Source organism: Micromonospora sp. LZ34, from assembly GCF_052981855.1.
The window spans coordinates 27,188-49,663 of sequence record NZ_JBRIQN010000014.1 but is presented as its reverse complement, the minus strand read 5'-3'; the positions used below and the strand labels follow the sequence as shown (position 1 = coordinate 49,663).

Annotated in this window: 14 protein-coding genes; 9 read left to right on the top strand and 5 right to left on the bottom strand. The window is 72.5% G+C overall.

Annotated elements, in window-relative coordinates; translation table 11 throughout:
• Positions 1-47: 47 nt before the first annotated feature.
• From ACVCAH_RS17110 to ACVCAH_RS17080, 7 genes are all read left to right on the top strand, one after another.
• On the top strand, positions 48-902 hold the full coding sequence (locus ACVCAH_RS17110; RefSeq protein WP_447137135.1) for a carbohydrate ABC transporter permease: 855 nt from the start codon (positions 48-50) through the stop codon (positions 900-902).
• Complete coding sequence (locus ACVCAH_RS17105) at positions 899-2,200, top strand: ABC transporter substrate-binding protein (RefSeq protein ID WP_447137134.1); 1,302 nt, start codon at positions 899-901, stop codon at positions 2,198-2,200. Before ACVCAH_RS17110 ends, ACVCAH_RS17105 begins: the two co-directional genes overlap by 4 nt.
• Positions 2,200-3,210, top strand: coding sequence for an ABC transporter ATP-binding protein (locus ACVCAH_RS17100; protein ID WP_447137133.1), 1,011 nt, complete (start codon positions 2,200-2,202; stop codon positions 3,208-3,210). Before ACVCAH_RS17105 ends, ACVCAH_RS17100 begins: the two co-directional genes overlap by 1 nt.
• Positions 3,207-4,088: a carbohydrate ABC transporter permease gene (locus ACVCAH_RS17095; protein ID WP_447137132.1), complete on the top strand. Its 882-nt coding sequence runs from the start codon at positions 3,207-3,209 to the stop codon at positions 4,086-4,088. The genes ACVCAH_RS17100 and ACVCAH_RS17095 overlap by 4 nt, the downstream gene beginning before the upstream one ends.
• Before the next feature lie 18 nt (positions 4,089-4,106).
• Positions 4,107-4,577 carry a hypothetical protein gene (locus ACVCAH_RS17090; protein ID WP_447137131.1) on the top strand — a complete coding sequence of 157 codons (471 nt, stop codon included), beginning with the start codon at positions 4,107-4,109 and terminating at the stop codon, positions 4,575-4,577.
• A 135-nt stretch (positions 4,578-4,712) separates the two neighbouring features.
• Positions 4,713-7,100, top strand: a complete 2,388-nt coding sequence (locus ACVCAH_RS17085; RefSeq protein ID WP_447137130.1) for a WD40/YVTN/BNR-like repeat-containing protein — start codon at positions 4,713-4,715, stop codon at positions 7,098-7,100.
• A gap of 358 nt (positions 7,101-7,458) precedes the next feature.
• Entirely contained in the window at positions 7,459-8,919 is a 1,461-nt protein-coding gene (locus ACVCAH_RS17080; protein WP_447137129.1) for a hypothetical protein, read from the top strand.
• Here ACVCAH_RS17080 and ACVCAH_RS17075 read toward each other — a convergent pair.
• Positions 8,908-10,173 carry an MFS transporter gene (locus ACVCAH_RS17075; RefSeq protein ID WP_447137128.1) on the bottom strand — a complete coding sequence of 422 codons (1,266 nt, stop codon included), beginning with the start codon at positions 10,171-10,173 and terminating at the stop codon, positions 8,908-8,910. The genes ACVCAH_RS17080 and ACVCAH_RS17075 overlap by 12 nt on opposite strands.
• A 252-nt stretch (positions 10,174-10,425) precedes the next feature.
• Here ACVCAH_RS17075 and ACVCAH_RS17070 point away from each other — a divergent pair, with 252 nt between their 5' ends.
• Positions 10,426-12,297: a transketolase gene (locus ACVCAH_RS17070; protein WP_447137227.1), complete on the top strand. Its 1,872-nt coding sequence runs from the start codon at positions 10,426-10,428 to the stop codon at positions 12,295-12,297.
• Between the two features lie 179 nt (positions 12,298-12,476).
• On the top strand, positions 12,477-13,811 hold the full coding sequence (locus tag ACVCAH_RS17065; protein ID WP_447137127.1) for a radical SAM protein: 1,335 nt from the start codon (positions 12,477-12,479) through the stop codon (positions 13,809-13,811).
• A gap of 68 nt (positions 13,812-13,879) precedes the next feature.
• Here ACVCAH_RS17065 and ACVCAH_RS17060 read toward each other — a convergent pair whose 3' ends face one another.
• From ACVCAH_RS17060 to ACVCAH_RS17045, 4 genes are all read right to left on the bottom strand, one after another.
• The gene (locus ACVCAH_RS17060) at positions 13,880-15,856 is read right to left on the bottom strand and encodes a hypothetical protein (RefSeq protein WP_447137126.1); all 1,977 of its coding nucleotides are present in this window, start codon (positions 15,854-15,856) and stop codon (positions 13,880-13,882) included.
• Positions 15,857-16,087: 231 nt separating this feature from the next.
• Positions 16,088-20,131, bottom strand: a complete 4,044-nt coding sequence (locus tag ACVCAH_RS17055; RefSeq protein WP_447137125.1) for a ThuA domain-containing protein — start codon at positions 20,129-20,131, stop codon at positions 16,088-16,090.
• Positions 20,132-20,320: 189 nt separating this feature from the next.
• Positions 20,321-21,508 (bottom strand): multicopper oxidase domain-containing protein, encoded by a 1,188-nt coding sequence (locus tag ACVCAH_RS17050; protein WP_447137124.1) that lies wholly within the window; start codon positions 21,506-21,508, stop codon positions 20,321-20,323.
• Entirely contained in the window at positions 21,505-22,473 is a 969-nt protein-coding gene (locus ACVCAH_RS17045) for a sugar phosphate isomerase/epimerase family protein (RefSeq protein WP_447137123.1), read from the bottom strand. Before ACVCAH_RS17045 ends, ACVCAH_RS17050 begins: the two co-directional genes overlap by 4 nt.
• Positions 22,474-22,476: the final 3 nt, after the last annotated feature.

Here is a 22,476-nt window from a genome sequence, read left to right as displayed (position 1 = left end):
CAGGTGCCCGATGTTTCGACGGCCGGACGGCCCATAGGTTCGGCGACGTGCGGTTGACGGGTCGCGCCACGGTCCCGCGGATCATCGGGCGTTTCGTGGTGCCGGCCCTGTTCGCGGCGGTGTTCGCCGCCCCGCTCTGGTTCATGGTGGTCGGTTCGCTGCGGCCGGCCGGCCTACCCCCGCCGCGGACGCTGGAACTCCTTCCGCCCGAGCCGACGCTGGCCGCCTACACCCGGCTGCCGGAGCTGATCCCGCTCTTCCGCTACCTGGCGAACTCGGCGCTGGTGGTGGCGCTGGCGGTGCCGCTGACCGTCGCGGTCGCCTCGCTGACCGGCTTCGGGCTGCGGCTGCTCACCCCGACCGCCCGCCGGCGGGTGGTGCTCGGCCTGCTGGCGGTGCTGCTGGTGCCCGTCACCGCGGTGTGGGCCACCCGCTTCGAGCTGTTCCGGCTGGCCGGCGTGGTCGACACGTACGTACCCCTGCTGGCCCCGGCGGCGCTCGCCGGCAGCCCGTTCCTGGTGCTGCTCTACGCCTGGAGCTTCGGCGGCGTACCCGACAGCCAGCTCTGGGCGGCCCGGCTGGAGGGCGCGAGGTGGCTCACGGTCTGGCGCCGGGTGGCCCTGCCCCAGGTCCGCCCGGCGACCCTCGCGGTGGCGGTGCTCGCCTTCACCTTCCACTGGGCGAACTTCATCGACCCGCTGCTGTACCTGCACCGCGGCGACCGGTACACCTACCCGCTCGGGCTGCAGTTCCTGCGTCTGCTGAACCCCACCGACTGGCCGCTGCTGATGGCCGGGTGCGTCGTCGCGACCGTGCCGTGCGTGCTGGTGTTCCTACTGGCGCAGCGGGTGCTGTTGAACGACGATCCACTGGCCGCACTGAGATCTGGAGGACGCAGGTGACGAACACCCGGGTACGACGGTGGGTGGGCCTGGTCATGGCCGCCCTGCTGGTCGGCTGGGCCGCCGGCTGCGGCGGCGACGGTGACCGGGCCGAGGGCGCGGCGGGCATCACCGTCGTGCTGTTCGGCGACGCCGAGGAGGTGGCCGGCTACCGCACCATGGTCACCGCCTTCGAGCAGGCCAACCGCGACGTCGACGTCAACCTCTCGCCGGTGGCCAGCCAGGACGAGCTGATGGCCCGGCTGACCACCTCGTTCGCCGGCGGCAAGCCGCCGGACGTGTTCCTGCTCAACTACCGCCGCTACGGCCAGTTCGCCGCCCAGGGCGCGATCGAGCCGGCCCAGTCCTACCTGGACCGCAGCACGGTGCTCAAGGAGAGCGACTTCAGCCCGCGGGCGCTGGACGCCTTCCGGTTCGACGGCCAGGCGCTGACCTGCCTGCCGCAGAACCTCTCCTCCCTGGTCGTCTACTACAACGCCGACCTGTTCGCCGCCGCCGGCGTACCGCTGCCCGAGGCCGGCTGGACCTGGGACGACTTCCTCGCCGCCGCCCGCGCGCTGACCCGCGACGGCCGCTACGGGCTGGGCGTGGAGCCGTCGGTGCCCCGGCTCGCGCCGTTCGTCTGGTCCAACCGCGGCGAACTCGTCGACGACCCGAACCGGCCCACCAGGCTGACCCTCACCGGCGACCCGGCCACCCGGAAGGCCGTCGACTGGTTCCTCGACCTGCAACTCAAGCACCACGTGGTGCCACCGGACGCCGAGGAGCAGAGCGAGTCGAGCGAGGCCCGGTTCCTGCGCGGCACGCTGGGCATGTACCTGAACAGCCGGGTGGCCGTGCCGACGCTGCGCACCATCAAGGGTTTCACCTGGGACGTGGCGCCGCTGCCGGTCGCGCCGGGCGGGGTGCCCGCGTCGATCCTGCACAGCGACGCGTACTGCATGAGCGCCGGGCTGCCCGACCACGGCGACGCCTGGCGGTTCATCGAGTTCGCCATGGGTCCGGACGGGCAGCGGATCCTCGCCGAGTCCGGCCGCACCGTCCCGTCCCGGCTCGACGTCGCCAACTCCCCCGTCTTCCTGGACCCGGCCGCCCCGCCGAAGTCGTCGCGGGTCTACCTGGACGCCGAGCCGCACCTGCGGGCCACTCCGCGCACCGCCACCTGGTCCCGGGTGGAGAAGGAGACGGGCACCCAGCTCGAGGAACTCTTCTACGGCCGGATCGACCGCGAGGAGGGGCTGCGCCGGCTGGAGGAGCAGAGCCGGCAGCTGTTCGCCCTGCCGGTCGGAGGGGGTTGATGAGCGGGCGCGGCGCGATCCGGCTGGAGGAACTGACCAAGTCGTACGGGCGGACCACCGCCCTCGACGGGATCGACCTGGACGTACGGGCCGGTGAGCTGCTCACCCTGGTCGGGCCGTCCGGCTCGGGGAAGTCGACGGTGCTGCGGCTGATCGCCGGCCTGGACCGGCCGGACCGCGGCCGGGTCGTCGTCGACGGCCAGGACGTCGCCTCGGTGCCGCCACACCGGCGGGCCGTGGCGATGGTCTTCCAGGACTACGCGCTCTATCCACACCTGACGGTGCTCGGCAACCTGACCTTCGGGCTGCGGGTACGCCGGGTGCCCCGCGCCGAGGCCGACCGGCGGGCCCGGGCGGCGGCCGACCGGCTCGGCATCGCCGACCTGCTCGACCGCCACCCCGACCAGATGTCCGGCGGGCAGCGGCAGCGGGTTGCCCTGGCCCGCGCCCTGCTCCGCGAGCCCAGCGTCTACCTGCTCGACGAGCCGCTCGCCAGCCTGGACGCGCCGCTGCGCTTCGCCACCCGCGCCGACCTGCTCGGCCTGCACCGCGACCTGGGCACCACCACCATCCACGTCACCCACGACCAGGCCGAGGCGATGACCCTCGGCGACCGGGTGGCCGTGCTGGACCGCGGCCGGGTCCGCCAGATCGGGCCGCCGCAGCAGGTCTACGACGAACCCGCCGACACCTTCGTGGCCGGCTTCCTGGGCAGCCCGCCGATGAACCTGGTGCCCGGCGGCGGGGTGCTCGGCGGCCCGGCCGGGCTGACCCTGGGCGTACGCGCGGAGGACCTGGCGCTCGACCCGGAGGGGCCGGTGGAGGCCACCGTCGGCGCGGTGGAGGCGCTCGGCAGCGAGGCCGTGCTGCTGACCCGGTGTTCCGACGGCACCCGGCTGACCGTGCGCACCGGACCCCGGCCCGGGGTACGCCCGGGTGAGAAGGTGCGGCTGCGCCCCGACCCGGACCGGATCCACCGCTTCGACGCCGAAACCGGCCGGCGCCGATGACCCGCGGCTCCAACCGCCGGCCGCTGACCGGCTGGGCGTTCCTCGCCCCGTACGCCCTGGCGGTCGCGCTGCTGGTCGCGCTGCCGGCTCTGCTCAACGTCGGGTACGCCTTCACCGACCACACCGGACTCACCCGGGACCCGCGGTTCGTGGGCCTGGCCAACGTCCGCCGCCTGCTCGACGACGGTTTCCTGCTGGACAGTCTGCGGGCGTCCCTGCTGCACGTGGCGCTGGCGGTGCCGGTGCGGCTGCTCGCGGCGGTGGGGCTGGGGCTGCTGCTCGCCGCGCCGCGCCCGGGCGGGCGGTGGTTCCGGGTGGCGGTCTACCTGCCGACCGTCGTCCCCGACGTGGCGCTGGCCGTGCTGTTCCTCTGGGTGCTCAACCCGATGTACGGCCCGCTGAACCAGTTCCTCGGCCTGTTCGGCCATCCGGGCTTCACCTGGCTCGCCGACCCGACCACCGCCCGGCTGGCGGTGGTGCTGATGCTGGCCTTCCCGATCGGCGAGGGCTTCATCGTCGTGCTGGCCGCCCGCCGGATGCTCGACGGCCGGCTGTACGAGGCGGCCGCGCTGGAGGGCTGCGGACCCTTCGGGCAGCTGCGCCGGATCACCCTGCCGCTGCTGGCCCCGGTGCTGGTGCTGCTGGCGGTCCGGGACACGATCCTCACCCTCCAGGTGAACTTTGTCCCGGCGTACGTGCTCGCCGACGGCCGGCCGGCCAACGCCACGCTCTACCTGCCCGTGTACATCTTCGACCAGGCGTTCGAGTTCTCCGGCTTCGCCTACGGCGCGCTCATCTCGATGGTGCTCATGGCGGTCACCGGCGTCATCATCACCGCCCTGCTGCTGATGGTGCGACGCTGGCGGGTGCTGCGCTGAGCGTGGCATCCTGCTGCGATGAGACCTCGGGTGTCCGCCGCCGTGATCGCGGTCGCGCTGTTGGCCGGCTGCGGCGGGTCGGAGGCTCCGGCGGCCGGCGACCGTGGCCGGGGCATGCTGGCCAACCTGCCCAGCTGCGACCGGGTGCCGCTGGACGCCGACGCGGAAGTCGACGCGGAGGTCACCGGCCTGGTGCTGCCCGACGGTGCGCGGGTCACCTCGGTGGTGCGGCAGGGCGCGCTGACCACGGTCGAGGGCACCGTCCGGATGACACCGTTGGACGTCCGCGCCCACTACGAGAGCCGCGCCGACATCGAGCTGCTGCGGGCCGAGGACGAGGTGTTCGAGGCCGAGGTGCTGACCCGGGCCCAGCAGCGGCGGATGTACCTGCGGGCCGGCGCGCTCTGCGCCGACGGGACCACGCTGACCGCGGTGGTCGGCCCGGACTCGGACGACGCCGGCCTGCCGGAGTTCCAGAGCGGGTCGTGACCGCCGGCTCTACAGCTGTCCTAACCCGACGGCCGGAATCCCAACAGTTGCCTGGTGACGTGGATCACCGAGCTGTCTAGCGTGCGACAGACGACTGGTTCCGGTCGCACCCGCACGTGGACAGGGAGATGCCGTATGAGTCCCAGCCTCGTCCGAGGTAGACGCGTCATGCCGGTGGCGGCGGTCCTGGCACTGCTGACCGCGGCCGCGTTGACCGCCTCGACACCGGCGGCGAGCGGCGAGGAGTCGCTGGCCACCAGCACCCCCACCGGCCCGATGGAGCTGCCCGCCGAGTGGATGACCGCCCAACGGCTCAGCGACGGCAGCACCGACCTCTCGGCGGCCAAGTACGCCCGGGCGCGGGGCGAGGCGAACCAGCTCGCCGCGCACACCCGCACCGTCTACCGGCACCTCGCCGAGCAGGAGTGGAACTTCTTCGGCCCGAGCGACATCGGCGGCCGGGTGGTGGACATCGCCGTCGACCCGCAGGTGGCGAACCAGGTCTTCATCGCCGCCGCCTCCGGCGGCGTCTGGCGCTCCGGCGACGCGGGCGCCACCTTCGAGCCGGCCTGGCCGGACACCTGGCAGCAGAGCATGGGCGCGGTCGCGATGACCAGCGACGGCGTGCTCTTCGCCGGCACCGGCGAGGCGCAGCCCGGCGGCGGCTCGATCACCTTCGGCGGCGACGGCATCTACCGCTCGCGCGACCGCGGCCGGACCTGGCAGCACGTCGGCCTGGCGGACAGCCACGCCATCGCCCGGTTCGCCATCGACCCGAGCAACCAGAACCGGATCTTCGCCGCGGCCGCCGGCAACCTCTTCGTGCCCGGCGGCGAGCGCGGCGTCTACCTCTCCGACAACGGCGGCGACAGCTGGCGGCAGGTGCTCGCCCCGCCGAACCCGACCACCGGCGCCACCGAGGTCGTCATCGACCCGACGAACCCGGCCCGGGTGTACGCGGCGATGTGGGACCACCTGCGCGAGCCGCACCAGCGCACCTACGGCGGCCCCGGGTCCAGCCTGTGGCGCTCCGACGACGGCGGCCAGACCTGGCAGCGGATGACCAACGGCCTGCCGACCGACGCCGACCAGGGCCGCTGGGGGCTCGCGCTCGCCCCGAACAACCCCGACCGGCTGTACGCGTACGTCGGCACCGCCCTGGGCCCGTTCCGCGCCTTCTACCGCTCCGACGACGGCGGTGACAGCTGGACCCAGACCCCGGTCAACGCCAACCAGGCGTCCCAGTCCACCTTCAGCTGGTGGTTCGGCAAGCTCTGGGTCGACCCCGCCAACGCCGACCACGTCTTCCTCGCCGGGGTGAACCTGCGGCGCTCCACCGACGGTGGGCAGAGTTTCGGCAACGTCGGCGGCGTGCACGCCGACCAGCACGTGATGCGCTGGGACCCGAAGGTCCCGGGCCGGGCCTACCTGGGCAACGACGGCGGCTTCTACCGCTCTGAGGCCAACGGGGTCAGCGGCTGGGTCAAGTCGACCTACGAGCCGTACACCCAGTTCTACACGGTGGACGTCGCGGAGACCGACCCGGTGCTCAAGGTCGGCGGCGCCCAGGACAACGGCTGCAACCGCGGCTACCAGGGCCCGGGCGGGCCGTGGGACGCGATCGGTTGCGGCGACGGCCTCCAGGTGATCATCCACCCGGAGAACCCGAACATCGTCTTCGGCTGCAGCCAGTACGGCTCCTGCTACCGCTCGGAGACCGCCGGCGGCAGCCCGCGCCAGTCCATCGGCGCGGGTCAGACCACCTCCGACCGGCGCAACTGGCTCACGCCGCTGCAGTTCGACCCGAGCGACCCGGACGTCATGTACTACGCCGGGAACATCGTGAACCGGTCCACCGACAACGGCCGCACCTGGACGGCGATCAGCCCCGACCTCACCGGCGGCGGCCCGAACGACCCGAACGGCTACCCGTGGGGCACGATCACCACGATCGCGGCGGCGCCCACCGACGGCGACAAGCTGTACGTCGGCACCGACGACGGCAAGCTGTGGTGGACCGGCAACCTCGGGCAGAGCTGGAACGAGGTGGACCCGGGCCAGCTGCCCGGCACCTGGGTCACCCGGGTGGCGGTGCACCCCGAGGACGCGAACATCGCCTACGCCACGTTCTCGGCGTTCCGCTCCGGCAGCGACCGCCCGCACGTCATGGTGACCCGCGACGGCGGCCGTACCTGGACCGACATCGGCCGCGGGCTGCCCGACGCGCCGGTGAACTCGGTGGTGCCGACCTCCGACGGGCTGCTGCTGGTCGGCACGGACGTCGGGGTGTTCGTCTCGGCGTGGAACGGCGGCGGGTGGGCCGCGCTCGGCGCGGACCTGCCGGAGGCGGCCATCATGTACCTGCGCTACCACGAGCCCACCCGGCAGCTGACCGCGGCGACGTTCGGCCGGGGCATCTACGACCTCACCGTGCCCCGCTGCCCGGCGGCGTCGACCACGCTGCCGCTGCGCGACCCGGGCGTCGGCGTCGTCGGCGCGCTGGCCTCCTGCCGGGCCGGCTGATCCCGTAACCAGGGGCGGGGGTGTGGACGACGAGGTCCACACCCCCGCTCCCCTTTTCCCCACCCACGCCGCACCAGCGATCGTCGCGAGGCGTGCTCCGCTCCCTACCGGTGGGCCGAACCGACGCCGCGGCACTGCCGGCCGGATGAATCAGCCAATTTCGCGAAGAAGATTCCTCACGCCGTTTGAGAAACTAATGTGAAGGTCGCTCGGACACCTGGCCGGCGGGAGCGCGATCTCGTCGCCGCCACCACCCGCCGGCCGATCACCATCCTCAGCCACAGGGCGGGGTGCCCGACGCGCTGTCCACGACTTCCTCGTTAGGCGACGCGCCTGGCGCAACTCGAGCGAGGCGTTGGTGCTCTCCCCATCCGTGGCTGCCCGGACCGGCCTGCGACCTCTGCTGGCGGTGTGCGTGCTCTTCGCCGCCGCCTCCCTGACGGCCGTGCCGGTGACCCTCGACCTCGGCTGGGACGAGGTCGTCTACGTGAGCCAGCACGGCACCCACGCGCCAGCCGCGTTCATGAGCGCCCCCCGCGCCCGCGGCGTGACCCTGCTCGTGTGGCCGGTGGCCTCCTGGCTCGACTCCACGGTCGCGCTCCGGCTGTTCCTCACCGCCACCGCCGCGGTGTCGCTCGGGCTGGCGTTCTCGGTGTGGTGCCGCCTGACCCGGCGGCCCGGCATCGTCACGCTGGCAGCCGGCCTCTACGCGAGCCTCTGGACCGCCCTGTTCTACGCGAACGCCGCGATGCCCAACCACTACACCGCCATGGCGACGGTCGCGGCCGCCGGCTGTTTCCTGCTCGCCGCGGCCGAACCGGCCCGACCCGGGGCGTACCTCGGGCTGGTCGCAGCTCTCGCGGTCGCCGCCCTGATGCGTCCGGCCGACGCCTTCTGGCTCGGACTCCCCCTGCTCGGCGCGACCCTCGCCGTGCCGGCGTTCCGGCGGCGGCGGCTGGCCGCGGCGGTGGCCGTGGGCCTCGCGGCGGGCGGCGCGCCGTGGGCGGTCGAAGCCGAGCTGCGGTACGGCGGGATCCTGGAACGCATCCAGCAGGCCGGCCACGTGCAGGGCGGAACCGGCCTCCATTTCTCCCTCTGGCACGTGATCAGCACCCTGGACGGGCCGATCCTCTGCCGGCCGTGCGACAGCCCGCTCCGGTGGCCGGCCGCCCTGTGGTGGGTGGCGCTGGTGATGCTGGTGCCGCTCGGCGTCCGGACGGCCCGCCGCGCGGGCGCGGCACCGACGGCGTGGCTGCCCGTCCTGATCGCGGTCTCGATGGCCGTTCCCTACCTGTTCCTGATCGGGTACTCGGCACCCCGCTTCCTGCTCCCGGCCTACGCGGCGGCACTCGTTCCCGCCGCCTCCGGGCTCGCCGCCCTACTCGCCGCGGCCTCCGGAAACTGGCGGCGAGGGCTCGCCGCCCTGGTCGCGGTGGGTTTCGCCGGCCATCTCGTCATCCAGGCCGGCATCCTCCGTCATGTCGTGTCGGAGCAGTTCAGGGGTCGCGGAGACTGGACGCGCATCGCGCAGACACTGCGGTCGCACGGCGTGCGCCCGCCGTGCGTGATCTCCGGCCACGAGGCGATTCCCGTCGCCTACTACGCGCGATGCCGGGCGCTGGAGGACCAGGGGTACAACCGCAACGCGAGCACCGCGGAGCTGCGGGAAGTCGCTGCGGCCGGGTCCTTCGCCCTGCTGACCAAGGGCACTGCCCCGCCCGACTGGGCCGAGGACTGGCAACGGGTTCCGGTGCGGGGTCCGCGTACCTCGGAGTGGATGCTGCACCTGCCGAAGCGGCCGCCGGGATCACCGAACTGACCGGCGAACCAGCCGCTGCCCGCGCACGATGGTGATCAGCACGCCCAGCGCCACCACCTGGAGGGCGGCCGTCACGGCCACCAGCAGCGGCACCGACGTCTCGTACAGCCCGCCGGCCAACGCGCCGCCGGCCGCGGCCGCGACCCCGACCACGGCACCGAACACCCCGTAGGCCGTGGCCCGCCGGCCCGGGCCCACCAGGTCCGCCACGGTCGCCTTCAGCGTCGACTCCTGCACGCCCAGCACGGCGCCCCACACCACCACGCCGGCCACCGCGACCCCGACCGTCGCCGAGAAGGCCAGCGCGGGAACGAGGGCGGCCGCGACCGGCAGGACGACGAGGACGAACGGCCCGTACCGGTCGTACGCCCACCCGGTGGCCACCGCGGCCAGCGCGTCGACGACCATCGCCGCGGCGTACAGCACGGGCACCGCCGAGGCGGGCAGCAGGCCCGCGGACACCAGGTGGAAGGAGAGCACGCCGAACGTGGCGAACCCGGTCATGGTGAGCCCCGCGAACCCGGCGAACGCCCAGAACCCGTGCGGCAGCCGGACGGCCTCCCCGGCGCCCGGCGCGCGGCGGGCGCTCTTCGCCGCCGCTGCCGGCTCCGCGACCCGTTCGTAGCCGGCCGGCCGGGGGACCTGAACCCGCAACCACACCACCAGGACGAGGGCGAGCGCCCCGGGCACCGCGAGCGTGAGCAGCGCGGGGCCGTAGTCGTCCCCGGTGGCCGCCAGCACGCCGGCCACGGCGAGCGGCCCCACCAGCGCGCCGGCCTGGTCCAGCGCCTCGTGCACCGCGAACCCGCGGCCGCGACCCGTCACCGCCGCGGCGTGCGACAGGAGGGTGTCCTTCGCCGGCTGCCGGACCGCCTTGCCGACCCGTTCCGCGATGATCAGGCCGCACGCCACCCAGAGCACCGAGGTCAACCCGAGCAACGGGACGCTGACCACGGTGAGCCCGTAGCCGGCGATGGCCCACGCCCAGAACCGACCGGTCCGGTCGGCCAGTGGCCCGGACACCAGCCGGAGCACCAGCGCGGCCGCCTCACCCGCACCGGTGACCACTCCCACCACCAGCGCGCTCGCGCCCAGGTGGGCGAGGAACGGCCCGGTGATGGACCGGGCGCCCTCGTAGACGACGTCGGCCAGCATCGCCACGACGCCGAACCACACCACGAACCGCCACGCCGACAGCCGCCCGGGCAGCTCGCCGGAGCCACCGCCGACGGACCGTCCCGGATCTGGTGCCATGACCGTCAGTCTCCGGCCTGGCCACCGCCGCCACCGGGCCTTCCCGCCGGTGACGATCGCGGGAGTGAGCGGCGGTCCGGTTCGGCCGCGTCGCCCGGCCCGCAAATCGGTGTTATCGGACGACGCCCAGCTTTCTTGACTACCGTAGGTGCCGAGCCGATCAGCGGAGAGCTGCCCAGCCGTGCGGCCGGACGGCCCAGGAGCGCCGGGCTGACGGGGGACACCGATGGCTGGAGGCCGATACCGGTGACAATGGAAGCAGAGCGGGTGCTGCGGGCGGAGGACGTCAGCCAGCTGGCGGAGATCGCCGCCCAACTACGGGTCGACGCGATCCGGTGCAGCACCAAGGCCGGGTCCGGGCATCCGACCTCCAGCCTCTCCGCCGCGGACCTGCTCGCCGTGCTGATCGCCCGGCACCTGCGCTACGACTGGGCGACCCCGGACGGTCGCGCCAACGACCACCTGATCTTCTCCAAGGGCCACGCCTCGCCGCTGCTGTACGCGGTCTTCAAGGCCGTCGGCGCGATCACCGACCAGGAGCTCGTCAATACCTACCGCCAGTTCGGGTCGCGCCTGCAGGGGCACCCCACGCCGGCGCTGCCCTGGGTCGACGTCGCCACCGGTTCGCTCGGCCAAGGGCTGCCGGTCGGCGTCGGGATCGCGCTCGCCGGCCGCTACCTCGACCAGCTGCCGTTCCACGTGTGGGTACTGTGCGGCGACAGCGAGACGGCCGAAGGCTCGATCTGGGAGGCGCTGGACAAGGCCGGCCACTACGGTCTGCGCAACCTCACCACGATCGTCGACGTCAACCGGCTCGGGCAGCGCGGCGAGACCGAGCTGGAGTGGGACCTGGACACCTACCGGCGGCGGGTCGAGGCGTTCGGCTGCCAGGCCATCGTCGTCGACGGCCACGACCTGGTCGCCATCGACGACGCGCTGGGCCGGGCCCGGCAGGCGACGGGTCCCACCGTGGTGCTCGCCCGGACGGTGAAGGGCAAGGGGCTGCCCGACATCGAGAACCAGCCCGGCTGGCACGGCAAGCCGATCAAGCAGGAGGCGGCCGAGCGGGCCGTCGACGCCCTCGGCGGGGTGCGTCAGATCCGCGTCGCCGGGCCGCGGCCCGAGCCGACCCCGCCCGCCCCCACCCCCGACCGCAGGCCCCCTGAGCTGCCGCGCTACGACAAGGGAGCGAAGGTGGCCACCCGGAACGCGTACGGCGACGCGCTGCGCGCGCTGGGCTCGCGGTCGGACGTGGTCGCCCTGGACGGCGAGGTCAGCGACTCCACCCGCGCGGACCGGTTCGCCGAGGCCCACCCCGACCGGTTCTTCGAGATGTTCATCTCCGAACAGCAGATGATCGCGGCGGCGGTCGGGCTGCAGGTGCGCGGATACCGCCCCTTCGCCTCGACCTTCGCGGCGTTCCTCTCCCGCGCCTACGACTTCATCCGGATGGCCGGCATCTCCCGCGCCGACATCGCCCTGTGCGGGTCGCACGCCGGCGTGGAGATCGGGGCGGACGGCCCCTCGCAGATGGGGCTGGAAGACCTGGCGGCCATGCGCGCCGTGCAGGGCTCGACCGTCCTCTATCCCAGCGACGCCGTCTCCTGCGCGGCGCTCGTCGCCCAGATGGTCGACTGCAAGGGCGTCGCCTACCTGCGCACCACCCGGGGCGGGCACCCGGTGCTCTACGACAACGACGAGACCTTCCCGATCGGCGGCAGCAAGCTGCTGCGCGGCGGCAGCCACGACCACGTCGCGCTGATCGGCGCCGGAGTGACCGTGCACAACTGCCTGGCCGCCGCCGACCAGCTCGCCGGCGAAGGAATCGACGCCCGGGTGATCGACCTGTACTCGGTCAAGCCGCTGGATTCGGAGCGGTTGCTCGAGGCCGTCCGGGCCACCGGCGGCCGGCTGGTCGTCGTCGAGGACCACTACCCGCAGGGCGGCCTCGGCTCCGCCGTGCTCGAGTCGCTGGCCGACCTCGCCGTGCCGGCACAGGTGACCCAGCTGGCGGTACGCGGGCTGCCCACCTCCGGAACGCCCACCGAGCTGATGGACCAGGCCGGCATCGGCGTGGACGCCATCGTCACCGCGACGCGCGAGCTGCTCGCCCGGACCAGCTGACGCCGCGGGGCCCTCCGACCGGTCGGCTGGCGACCCCCGCCGGCACCACGCGCGCCGGGGCACGCCGACGGCGGTAGCGTGACGGAGGACACGATCGCCCCCCGCCGCTGACGCCGCGCCGACGGCGGGTGGTGTGGTGACGCTGGCGACGTCGACGCCGGACCTGGGGGGAACCAGTTATGCAGAGCCGTACTGATCTCGTCGAGGACCTGATGGGGCGGTTTCCCCACGTGCCGCGGGAAGCGGTGATCAAGGAAGACCTGCTGCGTGGGGGCATAGCGTTCGACGACTCGGCGCTGACCGACAACGAGGGCGGCGAGGTCAAGCCGAAGTCGTACTTCATCTTCTCCTTCGACCACCGCACGCTGCCGGAGCTGGGCACCGCCGCGCTCCGCCGGCCGCCCGAGGAGATCGTGCTCAGCGGCGGTCCGTACGGGCTGCGCCGGACGGTCGTCTCCGTCCGCGTGAACCCCGACTCGCCGTACCGGGTCGCCGACGCCGGCGACGGGGTGCTGCGGCTGCACCTCGACGGGCGCCCGATCGCCGACGTCGGCCTGCCGCCGATGCCCGAGTACTACCGGCACAAGCTCGCCAACGGCAAGTCGGTGATGGAGGTGGCACCGACGATCCAGTGGGGCTACCTGATCTACCTGACCGTGTTCCGGGTCTGCCAGTACTTCGGCGCCAAGGAGGAGTGCCAGTACTGCGACATCAACCACAACTGGCGCCAGCACAAGGCGGCCAAGCGCCCGTACACCGGCGTCAAGCCGGTCGACGAGGTGCTGGAGGCGATGGAGATCATCGACCGGTACGACACGCTCGGCGCCTCGCGGGCGTACACGCTGACCGGCGGCAGCGTCACCTCCACCGTCGAGGGGCTGGCCGAGGCCGACTTCTACGGCCGGTACGCCAAGGCGATCGAGGAGCGGTTCCCCGGCCGGTGGATCGGCAAGGTCGTCGCGCAGGCGCTGCCGAAGGCGGACGTGCAACGGTTCCACGACTACGGCATCCGCATCTACCACCCCAACTACGAGGTCTGGGACAAGCGCCTGTTCGAGCTCTACTGCCCGGGCAAGGAGCGGTACGTGGGTCGCGAGGAGTGGCACCGCCGCATCCTCGACTCCGCCGAGGTCTTCGGGCCCCGCAACGTGATCCCCAACTTCGTCGCCGGTGTCGAGATGGCCGCGCCGTTCGGCTTCACCACCGTCGACGAGGCGATCGACTCCACCGCCGAGGGGCTGGAGTACTTCATGTCCCGCGGTATCACCCCGCGGTTCACCACCTGGTGCCCGGAGCCGACCACGCCGCTCGGCCGGACCAACCCGCAGGGCGCCCCGCTCGAGTACCACATCCGGCTGCTCGAGGTGTACCGGGCGACGATGGAGGCCCACGGCCTGTCCAGCCCGCCCGGGTACGGCCCGCCCGGCCCCGGCAACGCGGTCTTCTCGGTCAGCTCGTTCATGGACAGCCTGCCCGCCGAGCCCGAGCCCGAGCCCACCGCCCGCCCGGCCTGAGGCGCTCGCGCGGGCGCGACCCGGGCGAGCGGCGCAGCGCCGCCGCCCGCCCGCCCGGGCCACCATGTTCAGCGCGTGAGCCGGTACAGCTCGCCGCCCCGGGCGTAGTACATGACGCCGGACGCGTCCATGGTCCAGACGTCGCTGATGCCGGTGGCCAGCTTCCGCACCGACAGCGTCGCCGGGTCCACACAGGCGACGGTGGTCCAGAAGTTGCCGCACACCGCGCCGTCCGGCGCCACCGCCAGGTGGTCGCTGCGCCAGACGTGGTCGACGTTCCAGTCGAAGGGCTCGACCTCGACGGTGTTGACCACGGTCCGGGTCACCGGGTCGAACTCGAAGAGCGTCCCGACCGTCGACCCCCAGACCCGACCGTCGGGCGCGACGATCAGCCGGGTGATGGCCTTGGCGCCCGGCACGGCCGGACCCTCCCAGACCTTCGTCGCGGTCGCCGGGTCCCAGAGGAAGAGCTTCGCCTCCGGCTGCGTCGGCGCGACGCCGAGCCCGCCCCAGATGCCGGTGCCGCCGAGCACCAGGTTCCCGACCGTGGCCAGCGCGGTGACGCTCTGCGCCGGTACGACGTCGCGGTGCACCTCCTTCGCCCCGGTCACCGGGTCGACGAGGGCCAGCGCCCCACCGAGCTGGCCGTACTCGGGAATGGTGCCGAAGGCCACCCGGTCGCCGACGCCGGTGATGGCGAACGGCCGGTCCTGGTGTTCGGTGCGGAGCGAGGCGAACTGTCGCGGGTTGGTGCCGCGCACGACGGGCCTGGTCGGGTCGAGCTCGAACAGGTTCGCCCCGGGATACACGCCGGCGTAGATCCTGCCCTGGTAGGAGAGCAGCCCCTCGGCCTGCCCCAGCGCCCCGGCGTTCTCGGTGAAGGTGCCGGTCGCCGGGTCGTAGGAGGTGATCCCGCCGCTGGGGTAGGCGCTGGACCAGATCCGGCCGTCCGGGCCGGCTTCGAGCGTCTGCAGCTGCGCGGGCAGACCCGGGACCGGTACGGTCACCACCTTCTTCGCCCCGGTCATCGGGTTGAAGTAGTACATCTTGCCGCTGAGGTCGATCGTGACGAGCGTCCGGCCGCGCCACTCGAGCCCACCGAGGTGGGTCCACCCGAACCCGCGGGACGTGCCGAACCCGGTGAAGGCGGTCGGGGTGAGCGTCCGGGTCTTCAGGTTGTACGCCATCAGCCGGGCCCCGGTGGAGGCGAAGTAGACGTTGCCGTCGTCGTCCGGGGTGGAGAAGTCCAGACCGCGGCCGTTGCCCAGTTCGGCGACCCACTCACCGGTGGTCAGGTCGTGCACGAGCACCCGGTTGCTGTTGGTCAACCGGGCGAAGAGCGTCTTGTGGTGGACGTCGAGGTCGTAGACGAACTGCTCGGCGCGGTACTGCTCGGGCAGCGGGATCTCCCGCCGGGCGCCGGACTCGACGTCGACCTCCACCACCCTGGCGACCGTGCCCAGGCCCGCGTAGATCTTGCCGTTCGCGACGCTGATGCTGCGCACGTACTGCTCACCGGGCCAGACCTGCCCGTAGTCGCGGACGGCCCCGGTCCGGTGGTCGACGGAGTAGACCTTGCCGGTCGGGAAGGTACCGACGAAGACCCGTTGTCCGTCGTTCGCCAGGCGCCAGGTCGCGGTCTCCCCCGGCGCCGGCGAGCCGAGGTCCTCCACGTGGTCCGCCCCGGGCCGGTAGCGGAACAGCTTGCTGTCGGCCCCGATGTACGCGGTGCCGTCCGGGGTGACGGTGCCGCCCCAGGAGCCGCCCGCGCCGGGCAGCGGCAGGGTCCGGACCACCGTCGCGGTGCGGGTGTCGATGACGTTGAGCGCGCCGGTGGTCCCGCGCGCCACGGCGTACGCGTAGTCGCCGGCCGGGGTGGAGCCGAAGGTGGCTCCGTAGATCGCCAGGTTGTGGTGCGGCACGCCGACCAGGGTCTCGGTCGGCGTGGCGGCCCCGGCGGGAGTGGTGGACACGGCTGTTGCGGCGACGAGGGTCGCCACCATCGCGACCGACGCGAGGCGAGGTCCGTTGAGCGGCATAGGCATCCCTTCTCCGATTACGGTCATCACCGTAAATCCCGATACATCGAAGGGTCAATCGCCGAACTGCCATCCACCGCGGATATTCCGTCGGACCACTCGATACGGGAGCCAGGTTACGGTCGTGCCCTTATATAGCGAGGGGCAAGTCGCCCGGGCGGCGGGAGCTGGACACACGGGCGGGTGCCGGGTGCGGAGGGCTCGCCTCCGCACCCGGCACCCGGGTCACCCGTGTCGCTACAGCTGCCGGACCCGGACGTTCCGGATCTCGATCAGGTCGTTCGTGCCGTGGTTCTGCAACCCGACAAACCCGCTGAGGAACTGGCGCAGGTCGGTCGGCGGGTCGCCCTGGCGGGACGACGCCTTGCCCGGCGTGTTGTCGAACTCGTTGATCACGACCCCGTTGCGGGTGATCGTGTAGTGCTGCCCGACCACCCGGATCTCGTACTCGTTCCACTGGCCCTTCGGCGTCACGCCGGCCTGGTCCAGCCCGATCGGGTCGAAGTTGTAGATCGACCCGGTCTTCTGCGGCTCACCGGTGGGCCCGTCGTAGATCTGGATCTCGTGACCGCAGTAGATCGCCACCCACGCCTGCGAGCTGCGGGCCGACCCGACCGTGCCGCAACTGCCGGCCGGTCGCTGCTCCACCGGCGTCCGCGGGTCCGGGAACCGGACGAACGCGCCACTGTTGGCGTACGTGTTGCCGGTGGAGACGTCCCGGAACTGCAGCCGCATGGAAAAGTCCGCGAACTCCTGCTTGGCGTACCAGAGCATGCCGAGCCCGCCGGAGCTGCGGATCGAGCCGTCCGGCTGAAGCGTGAACGACCCGCCGGGCGCCTGCCGCCAGTCGGCGAGCGAGCCCGCCGATCCGTCGAAGATCGGCTGGTAGCCGGGGACCTTGCCGATCGGTGCCTGGGCGGCGGCCTTCTGCAGCGCCGACGCCTCGCGGTTGTCGAGGACGTCGGCCTTGCGCAGGTCGCCCACCACACCGGCGACGTGGCTCACGAACTGGCCGTGGTCGGTCCACATGCGCTCGTCGTCGATCAGGTCGTTGACCGTGCAGTCGCCGCCCACCTCGTGATTGGCCACCCCGGTGTCGGTGTCGAGCATCCGCACCGTCTTGCGGGTGTCCGGTGCGGCGCACCCGACGAACACCTCGATCGTGCCGGTGGCCACCTCGCCGTCGGCGTAGGTCACCTTGACCGTCGCCTGGTAGGTGCCGAACTTCGCGTAGGTGTGGGTCGGGTTGGCCTCGCGCGACGGCGCGCTGCCGTCGCCGAAGTTCCACTCCCAGGCCACGCCGCCGGCCTTCGCGCTGGAGAAGGCGATGGTCTTCGGGTCGCTCTGCGCGACGGCCCGTGCGGTGGCGTGGTTCGGGCTCGGCGTCGCCGGGCCGCCCTGGTAGGCGATCCGGATCAGCTTCTGGTTCGAGTGCAGGCTGAAGAACCCGCCGGCGTAGTCGAGCATGTACAGCGCGCCGTCCGGGCCGAACTTGGCGTCCATCCAGGACTGCAGCTGGGTGCCGCCGTTGCCGGAGCGGATGATGCTGCGCAGGTCCTCGGCGAAGGCCGGGGGCCCGTGCTTCGGCACGTTCGCCGGGTCCACGGTCACCGCGACCCGGTTGTTGGCGTTGGACTGGTCACCGATGAACCACTTGTTGTCCCAGTGGGCCGGCCAGGCCACGCCGCTGTTGACGTCGACGTTCTCCCGCTGGTACGTCGGGCCGTCCATGATGGCCTGCCCGCCGCCCTTGAGGTACGGCTGGGTGAAGGTCTCGTCGCCGACCTGGTACGTCGGCAGCCCGCTGCCGTCGGTGCGCTTCGGGAAGACCGGGCCACCGCCCTGCGGGGAGTACCAGATCATGTTGTCCCGGGCCGGTGGAATGTTCACCAGACCGGTGTTGCGCGGCGAGGTGTTCTTCAGGTTGTCGCAGTCGTACCAGCCGGTCAGCACGGTGGCGTCGGTGTTGCTGCGGTCCCGGTAGGGCTGCCGGTTGCCCATGCAGTAGGGCCAGCCCTGGTTGCCGGCGGAGGTGATGATGGTGGCCGTCTCGTACTTCGCCGGTCCCAGGTCCGGGCTCGGCGCACCCGCGTCCGGGCCGACCCACGCGGCGGTCAGCCAGTCGTTGACCGGGTCCCAGGCGATCCGGGCGATGTTCCGCACGCCCATCACGTAGATCTCCGGACGGGTCTTGCCGCCGCCCTCCTCCTTACCGGTGAAGAGGTTGCCCGCGGGGACCGTGTACGTCCCGTCCGGCTCGGGGTGGATCCGGAGGATCTTGCCGTTGAGGTCGTTGGTGTTGCCGGAGGTACGCCGGGCGTCCTGGAACGACACGCCCTGGTACTCCTGGGTCCAGTTGTTGCCGGAGTAGCCGTTCGAGCCACCGGAGGAGTTGCTGTCACCGGTGCCGATGTAGAGGTTGCCGCTCTCGTCGAAGGTCATCCCACCGCCGGCGTGGCAGCAGCTGTGGATCTGCGTGTCCCAGTGCAGCAGGTCCTTGCGGGTGCCCTGGTCGATGGTCTGCTTGGCGGCGTCGTAGGTGAACCGGGACACCGTCCGCTGGCCGATCCGCTTGACCCGGTCGATCGACTCGTGCGGCATCCAGTAGACGTAGACCCAGCCGTTCTGCGCGAACTTCGGGTCGAGGGTGATGCCGACCAGGCCCTCCTCGTTCTTGACCAGTTCGCTGCCGCTACCCCGGTTGCCCATCACAGCCAGCGTGGTCAGCAGCTTGACCTGCTTGGTGTTCGGGTCCCACTGGTGGATGGTGCCGCAGCCGAGGCCGACGTTCGGGTTGTTCCAGTCGGCGACCGGCCCGGTGGCGCAGGCCGCCTTGCCGATGTAGAAGACCTTGCCGTCCGGCGCGATGGTCAGGCCGTGCGGCTCACCGATCTGGTCGAGCTGGCCCGGCTGGTTGGTGGCGGTCAGCCGCTCGATGCGGTAGTTCGACGCGACGGTTGCCTGGCAGTCGCCGCGGACCAGGCCGGCGGTCCACTTGATCGCGCCGAGCAGGTGGCTGCGGAACTGCTTGTCGGTGGTGTAGCTGGCCTCGGTGCGGCCCATGCCGGTGTAGAACGACCGGCCACCCTCGTAGTCCTGGCACCAGGAGATCGGGTGGAAGGCGCCGTTGCCGCTCAGGCCCGGGTTGTAGGTGCCCTCCTCGACCTGCGCGACGGTGTGCACCCGGCCGGTCGGGCTCGGGTCCCAGTTGATCCACTGGTCGGACCGCTTCCAGGTCAGCGGCAGGCCCTGGTTGGCCGGGTGCTGCCGGTCGGTGAGGTCGACCACGGCCTCCTGCACCGTGGCGTCCGGCGGCGGTCCGGCGTCCGGGCCGATCAGCCACAGCTCGGCCAGCTGGACCAGCGGCTCGCCGCCGTTGGCGGTGACGTTGAGCCGGTAGTGCTGGTACGCCTTGTCGTTGGTGAAGGAGAACTGCCGGGTCTGGAACCGCTGCGGGAAGGTCTCGTTGCTGCGGGTGTCCAGGTCAGTCCAGGTGGTGCCGTCGGTGGAGCCCTGCAGGGTCCAGTTCTTCGGGTCCCGGCCGGGGAAGTCGTTGGCCGAGGTCAGCGCGTACCGGCTGACCACCACCGGCTTGGCCAGCTTCGCCGCGAGCCAGCCGGTCGGGTTGAAGGTCAGCCACTTGGTGCCGGTCGAGCCGTCGATCGCCTTCGCGGCGGTCTCGTTCGGCGGGTTCTCGGCGCTCGCCGTGGCGGAGACGGGCTTCTCCGCGTTCGGCAGGCCGGCGGCCGGCCGGGTGCCGATCAGGCCGGTGAACCAGGCGGAGCTGGGCTGGGCGCGGGCCGCGTCGTGGACGCCGAGGAAGCCGCCGCCGCCCTTGATGTACGCCTGGAACGCCGCCTCCTGGGCGTCGTCGAGGGTGACCCCGTTGGCGGAGAGGAACACCACGGCCCGGTACCGGGCCAGGTTGCCGAAGGTGAAGACGCCCGGGTCGGCGGACGCGTCGACGGCGAAGCCGTGCTCCGTGCCCAGGTCCCGGATCGCGTCGACAGCCTTGCTGACCGGGTCGTCCTGCTGATCCACCGGACCGTGGAAGACCAGCAGCTTCACCGCGGCCGCGGCCTCGGCCCCGGCGGCCGGCGCCTGGACGGGCGCCGGGGCGGCGGCGTTGGCGGGCAGGGCGAGCAGCCCAAGGGTCAGCACGGCGCTCGCGGCGAGCGCGCCGGTGCGTCCGACGGCCCGGCGGGTGGCCGGTGGTGGGGAGGCGGTGACGTCGACGGGACGACGCCATCGGGACAGCCGGAAACGGCGTTGTTGAGCCATTTCGACTCCTTCACAGGTGAGGTGTGGCGGAGATGCGTTGTCCGAGCGGGTCGAGCGGGACATGGTGCGGTCGGGGACGGCTGGCGCGCCACGGCGGTGACGCGCTCCGGGTGGCGGCTGCCGGTCCGTTCAGCTCCGGACGGACCGGCAGCCGCGCCCCTCGTCGACGGCGCGGTGACCGTCGGCGCTTCAGTTGTGCTGGTGCTGCCCGGCGTCGGCGGTGCCGGTGCCGGGGGCGCTCGCCGGGTGGGAGTGGTGGTCGTGGCCCGGGGGCATCGCCCCGTCCTCGCTCAGGACGTGCAGCATGGTCGACATGCCGCCGTCGGAGTGGAACTGCATGTGGCAGTGCAGCATCCAGTGCCCCGGTCCGACCGAGTCACCGGCGACCACCTGGAACCCGAACGAGTCGCCGGGGCCGAGCGGCTTGTTGTCGATGATCGGGACGCCGTCGGCGAACGGCTGTCCGTTGTCCACCAGGCCGGTCCGGGTGTCCGCCCAGGAGTGGCCGTGCAGGTGGAAGGTGTGCATGTCGTTGCCGATGCCGACGACGACGAACTCCACCTTCTCCCCCTTGCGGGCGACCAGGCAGGTCGGTCCCGGCTGCGGGTTCTGCGCGTCGCAGGTGTCGGCGGCCGCGCCGCGGCGCAGGTTGATGCTCTGCCGGTCGCCGAAGACCACGGTGTAGGTGCGGTCCGGCTTCGGGTCGCCGGGGCGGCGGACCACCAGCCCGCCGAAGAGCCCCGCGCCGAGGCCCTGGGTGCCGTGCGGGCCACCCACCACGTGGTCGTGGTACCACCAGTAGCCCGCCGTGCCCGGCGAACCGGTCTTCCTGTTCCGCTGCTGGGCGAACCAGGTGTAGGTGCGCGACTCACCGGGCGGGACGAACGAGCCGCTCTGCACGGTGCCGTCGGAGACCTGGGTGTACTTGACCCCGTGCACGTGCAGCGAGACGCCGAGCGGGTGCGCCGGGTCGGTACGCAGCTGCGCCAGGGTGGCCGCGGGCACCTGGTTGTGCAGCGTGATGGCGATGCACTCCCCCTCGGTCATCTCGATCGTCGGGCCCGGGTAGGAGGCCGTCTGCGGGGAGGTTCCGTAGCCGAGCCGGATCTGGGTGCCGTCCTTGGGCAGCTCCACCGCGTACAACTGCATGCTGCGGTCCGGCTTGACACAGCCTTCCGGCCGCTCGGCGAAGAACGCCCCGGTGCGGGCGGCCGCCAGGCCGCCGGCGCCGACCAGGGTGAGCAGTACGGTGGCCGCCACCACCAGCAGCCGGCGGGTGCTCGACCCGCGGCGGCGGGGCTCGCCCGGGCGGCCGTCCCCGGGCGCGCCGCCGTCCCCGGCCGGCGGCGGGTCCTCGACGAGACGCCAGGCGCTCACCGGTCACCCCGCAGGTCGACGATCCGCTGGTAGCTGCGCTCGGCGGCGCCCAGCGAGCCGGGCGGGTTCGGTTGGGCGCTCGGCCCGGTGTCCTGCTCCCACAGGTAGGTGAACCGTCCACCCCCGTCCAGCTCGGTGAAGAACTCGGCGAACGGGATGACCCCGGCGCCGAACTCGACGTCCAGGTAGGAGTTGCCCTGCTGCGGGTCGGGCAGCGGGACGCCGTCCTTGACGTGGAACAGCGGGAACCGGTGCGGGTGGGCCTTGACGTAGTCGACCGGCCGGAACCCCGGGTACTTGCGGGCCCCGCCGTACGCCCAAAGGATGTCCATCTCCAGGAACACGTACGCCGGGTCGGTGAGCTCGAGAAACAGGTCGTACAGCCGCACGTCGGGCCGGTCCACCGCGAAGCTGAACTCGATGGTGTGGTTGTGCTGGTAGAGCTTGATCCCCCGGGCCGCCGCGGCGGCGCCCCACGCGTTGAACTCGGCGGCGGCGGCCTGGTACCCGGCGATGGTGCGGTTGCCGGTGGGCGCCTGCGCGGTGCCGAGGGCCGGCATGCCGAGGGTTTCGGCGACGTCCAGCTCCCACTCCAGGTTGTTCCGGAAGTCACCGAGCCCGCGGTGGCTGCCGGCCGCCTTCAGCCCGTTGTCGTCGAGCAGCTGGCGGATCTGCGCCGGGGTGATCGGGCCGACGTTGCCCTGCGTGTAGCCGGCGAACTCCACCTCCCGGTAGCCGATCCGGGACAGCTCCTCGAAGACGGCCGCGAAGCCGAACTGCGCGATCTTGTCCCGGACGCTGTAGAGCTGGATGCCCAGGTGCCCACGCGGCACCAGGTGGCCGTTCGAGGCGCCGCCGGACGCCGCGGCGGGCAGCGCCCCGGCGAGGCTCGCCGCGCCGACCGCGACGGTGGAGCCGGCGAGGCCGCGCAGTAACGCCCGACGGTCGATCCTGTTCTTCGCCATGGT

What these genes read in the sequence shown, in the direction of transcription:
- ACVCAH_RS17100 (WP_447137133.1), top strand. Translation starts at nt 2,200, where the DNA reads ATGAGCGGGCGCGGCGCGATCCGGCTGGAGGAACTGACCAAGTCGTAC.
- ACVCAH_RS17095 (WP_447137132.1), top strand. Translation starts at nt 3,207, where the DNA reads ATGACCCGCGGCTCCAACCGCCGGCCGCTGACCGGCTGGGCGTTCCTC.
- ACVCAH_RS17090 (WP_447137131.1), top strand. Translation starts at nt 4,107, where the DNA reads ATGAGACCTCGGGTGTCCGCCGCCGTGATCGCGGTCGCGCTGTTGGCC.
- ACVCAH_RS17085 (WP_447137130.1), top strand. Translation starts at nt 4,713, where the DNA reads ATGAGTCCCAGCCTCGTCCGAGGTAGACGCGTCATGCCGGTGGCGGCG.
- ACVCAH_RS17075 (WP_447137128.1), bottom strand. Translation starts at nt 10,173, where the DNA reads ATGGCACCAGATCCGGGACGGTCCGTCGGCGGTGGCTCCGGCGAGCTG.
- ACVCAH_RS17070 (WP_447137227.1), top strand. Translation starts at nt 10,426, where the DNA reads ATGGAAGCAGAGCGGGTGCTGCGGGCGGAGGACGTCAGCCAGCTGGCG.
- ACVCAH_RS17065 (WP_447137127.1), top strand. Translation starts at nt 12,477, where the DNA reads ATGCAGAGCCGTACTGATCTCGTCGAGGACCTGATGGGGCGGTTTCCC.
- ACVCAH_RS17060 (WP_447137126.1), bottom strand. Translation starts at nt 15,856, where the DNA reads ATGCCTATGCCGCTCAACGGACCTCGCCTCGCGTCGGTCGCGATGGTG.
- ACVCAH_RS17055 (WP_447137125.1), bottom strand. Translation starts at nt 20,131, where the DNA reads ATGGCTCAACAACGCCGTTTCCGGCTGTCCCGATGGCGTCGTCCCGTC.
- ACVCAH_RS17045 (WP_447137123.1), bottom strand. Translation starts at nt 22,473, where the DNA reads ATGGCGAAGAACAGGATCGACCGTCGGGCGTTACTGCGCGGCCTCGCC.